The 3,673-nt window shown below is 43.7% G+C and carries 4 protein-coding genes; 2 read left to right on the top strand and 2 right to left on the bottom strand.

Annotated elements, in window-relative coordinates; all coding sequences use genetic code 11:
• Positions 1-163: 163 nt before the first annotated feature.
• Positions 164-433, bottom strand: coding sequence for a hypothetical protein (locus tag G1O98_RS37370; RefSeq protein WP_163939394.1), 270 nt, complete (start codon positions 431-433; stop codon positions 164-166).
• A gap of 208 nt (positions 434-641) precedes the next feature.
• Between G1O98_RS37370 and G1O98_RS37365 the strand changes: the two genes are divergently transcribed.
• A complete protein-coding gene (locus G1O98_RS37365) occupies positions 642-2,228 on the top strand; it encodes a B12-binding domain-containing radical SAM protein (protein WP_163939392.1) in 1,587 nt (528 codons plus the stop codon).
• A gap of 64 nt (positions 2,229-2,292) precedes the next feature.
• Here the strand turns inward: G1O98_RS37365 and G1O98_RS41015 are convergent, their stop codons facing one another.
• Positions 2,293-2,427: a hypothetical protein gene (locus G1O98_RS41015; RefSeq protein WP_275941824.1), complete on the bottom strand. Its 135-nt coding sequence runs from the start codon at positions 2,425-2,427 to the stop codon at positions 2,293-2,295.
• A 115-nt stretch (positions 2,428-2,542) separates the two neighbouring features.
• Here G1O98_RS41015 and G1O98_RS37360 point away from each other — a divergent pair, with 115 nt between their 5' ends.
• Complete coding sequence (locus G1O98_RS37360) at positions 2,543-3,592, top strand: DUF2891 domain-containing protein (RefSeq protein WP_163939390.1); 1,050 nt, start codon at positions 2,543-2,545, stop codon at positions 3,590-3,592.
• Positions 3,593-3,673: the final 81 nt, after the last annotated feature.

The raw sequence follows: 3,673 nt of genomic DNA, 5'->3' as shown, positions 1-3,673 counted from the left end.
GGGCAGGAGGCAGGGCAGAAGAACAGATTCAAACCTCTTTCTCTTGATTGAGATGTTGCTTAGGAAACGTTATATTACACCCTAAAACTTGTTGAGCAAATCATTAAATTTAGGACTTTCGTCGTAGGGGCAATTCATGAATTGCTCCTACGACAGATATAGTTCAAATACATGAAAACTGCTGTAAAAGGATCTGGCGATAAATAAAGACGGGTTGCAGCCCGTCTAAAAAATAGCTTGAAAGTGCAAATACACCTTGTATAGTTATTAAAAATAACACAGTTAATTTGTTCAGAGTTGCCAATTTGCCAAGTGGCTTTCCATATTTGCGGGCTGTCCCTGCCTTCTTGCTCCCTGCCCTCTTGCTCTCTGCCTCCTGCTCCCTGCCTCGTTCAAGTGAAGTTAAGGCAGATGCCCACCCTAAAAAAATCATTCCTTAATTCTGCAAAACCCGCAGTTTCGGAATACTCCCTAGTATAAAAATAACAATAATTGCCCTTAAAAAATATTGTTTCGTTTAAATCAGTCATAGTAGAATTTACAGCTACTGCATACAAAAGCTTCTCTAAGTGTTTTACCAGAGCGGCTAAGTTGTATTCGACTCAACCAGCAGCTAAGATCGAGGTTTATAAGCATCAAATATGAATGTTTTACTTCTATACCCCCTTTTTCCAAAAAGTTTTTGGTCTTTTGAAAAAACACTGGCTTTATTAGACCGTAAAGCAATGCTACCGCCTTTAGGCTTGGTAACTGTAGCCGCGATATTACCTCAAGAATGGGAGTATAAGCTAGTAGATCGAAATGTTCGTGCCTGTACGGAAGCAGAGTGGGCTTGGGCCGATTTGGTTATTATGTCGGCGATGATTGTGCAAAAAGAAGACTTGCTTTGTCAGATATCAGAAGCAAAACGGAGAGGTAAACGGGTAGCTGTGGGTGGGCCTTTCCCGACAGCGTTACCAGATGAAATGACATCCGCCGGAGTGGATTACTTGATATTGGACGAAGGGGAAATTACCCTACCCTTATTTGTAGCAGCGATCGCACGGGGCGATCGCACAGGCATTTTTCGCTCTGGCGGTGAAAAACCAGATGTTACCAACACTCCCACCCCTCGCTTTGACTTGCTAGAGTTTGAAGCTTATGCGGAGATGTCGGTGCAATTTTCCCGTGGATGTCCCTTCCAGTGTGAATTCTGCGACATTATTGTGCTGTATGGTCGCAAACCTCGCACCAAAAACCCAGAACAATTACTAGCAGAACTTGATTATCTCTACAAACTGGGTTGGCGGCGCAGTATTTTTATGGTGGATGACAACTTCATCGGTAATAAGCGGAATGTCAAATTATTTTTGAAGTCTCTTCTGCCCTGGATGGTAGAACATAACTATCCTTTTTCTTTTGCGACAGAGGCTTCAGTTGATTTAGCCCAAGATCAAGAACTAATGGACTTGATGGTAGCGTGTAATTTTGGAGCCGTTTTTCTGGGAATTGAAACCCCTGACGAAGAAAGTCTCACTTTCACTCAGAAATACCAAAATACCAGAGACTCGCTCAGTGAAGCGGTGAATAGAATTACCCGCTCAGGGTTGCGAGTCATGGCAGGTTTTATCATTGGGTTTGATGGCGAGAAAGTAGGAGCCGGCGCACGGATTGTCAAGTTTGTCGAGCAAACAGCAATTCCCACCGCTTTATTCAGTATGTTGCAAGCGCTTCCAGATACAGCCCTCTGGCATAGATTAGAAAAAGAAGGACGACTCCGCAATAAATCAGCCAACATCAACCAAACCACGTTGATGAACTTTGTCCCAACTCGACCGTTAGAAGACATCGCTCGTGAATATGTGCAGGCGTTCTGTGATTTGTATGACCCAGAGCGGTTTTTGGAGCGTACATACAAACACTTCCGGCTTTTGGGCGAAGCAACGTACCCGAAAAAGGGCAAAGCTGCCAAGAAACCATTGAACTGGAAAGTACTCCGAGCGTTTCTAATCATTTGCTGGCGGCAGGGTGTACGTCGTCAGACGCGCTGGCAATTCTGGCGCAACCTGTGGAGTATGTATCGGCATAATCCGGGTGGGGTGAGTAGTTACTTAGCCGTTTGTGCCCAAATTGAGCATTTCTTGGAGTATCGCCAAATTGTTCGGGATGAAATTGAGGCTCAAGTGGCTGACTTTCTCCAAGCAGAAGCTAGGGTAAAACCTGAAGCGCAAGTGATGGTTAATTCCTAGTTAAGGCAAAAGACGCGATTTATCGCGTCTTTGTGATCGTACAATACATCCCGATACAATGTCTTTATTGGTATAAGTGACAATGCCACTCGATAATTTGGAGATTAATGAAGCGATCGCAGTAGTAGTTTTGTAGGTTGGGTGCAGCGATAGCGTAACCCAACATAAAATTTGGTGGTAATGTTGGGTTGCGTTTCACTCCACCCAACCTACATCAATATATCTTTTAAAAAACTCTAGGTTTCAACATAGATGAGGTTTAAGCACCTAAATTTAATTTTTAATTTTTAATTTTTAATTCGGAGCAAAGCGACGTGACTATACCACTCGATAATTTGGAGATTAATGAAGCGATCGCAGTAAAATTTGCTCAATTAGTACTGGATTGTATCGAGCGAGAGTATCCTAACAGTATTCTGCGTTGGGCTGAGAGCGACGAGGATATAAAACCACCGCGTAAATTGACTCCTGCTTTTTATGGCTGCTTAGATTGGCATTCAGCCGTACATGGTCACTGGTTGCTGGTACGTTTGCTGCGTTACTTTCCTGAAGCCTCTTTCCATGCAGCGTCAAAACAAGCACTTGGGCAGAGCCTAACACCTGAGAAAATTCAAGGAGAGATTGCCCATTTTCAACGGCGACCCTTTTTTGAATTTCCTTACGGTGTGGGCTGGTTTCTGCAACTGGCTGCGGAACTTCACGAGTGGAATCATGCCCAAGCGAAAGAATGGCGGGTTGTATTGGAACCGCTAGAAAAGTTGATTGCAGATAACTTACAGCGCTGGATTAACGAACTGAAACTGCCAAATCGCACAGGGGTGCATAGCCAAACAGCCTTTGCACTTGGTTTGATGCTAGATTGGGCAAGGATTACCGAAAATACTGATTTTACTCAGTTATTGGAGAATAAAGCACGGCAATTTTATCTTAGCGATCGCAACTACTCGTTACAATTTGAGCCACTTGGTTACGATTTTCTCTCTTCTGGACTTGCTGAAGCAGACCTCATGCGGCGAATCCTGCCAACAAAAGATTTTACTGAGTGGCTCACCGATTTTCTGCCACAAATACCCATTGATAATTCAGAAAGTTGGTTAGAACCTGCCAGAGTTGATAATCCTCAAGATTATATGCAAGCCCACTTCTACGGTCTTAATCTCAGTCGTGCTTGGATGCTTGAGGGTATCATATCTGGATTGGCAAATAGCGATCGCCGCATAAAAACACTCCGCTCTGCTGCTCTTCACCATCGTCAGCATGGACTCACAGACGTTGTAATTGAACATTATGCAGCTAGTCACTGGCTAGGAACCTTTGCCGTTTACCTCCTAACGAATCGTGGATTACAAGGGCAAATTATTTAAACAGTCTGGGTGAGCTAAAAAAGTATCAAAACTTTTTAAATCGGGATTTTTCTATTCCCCATTCCCCGTTCCCCATTCCCC

It is taken from the genome of Nostoc sp. UIC 10630, from assembly GCF_010747425.1.
Taxonomy (GTDB): Bacteria; Cyanobacteriota; Cyanobacteriia; order Cyanobacteriales; family Nostocaceae; genus Nostoc.
Note: the sequence above shows the minus strand (reverse complement) of the source record. Positions and strands in the feature narration are given on the sequence as shown.

Excerpts from the sequence above, each read along its gene's own strand:
- G1O98_RS37365 (WP_163939392.1), top strand. The coding sequence starts at position 642 with ATGAATGTTTTACTTCTATACCCCCTTTTTCCAAAAAGTTTTTGGTCT.
- G1O98_RS37370 (WP_163939394.1), bottom strand. The coding sequence starts at position 433 with ATGATTTTTTTAGGGTGGGCATCTGCCTTAACTTCACTTGAACGAGGC.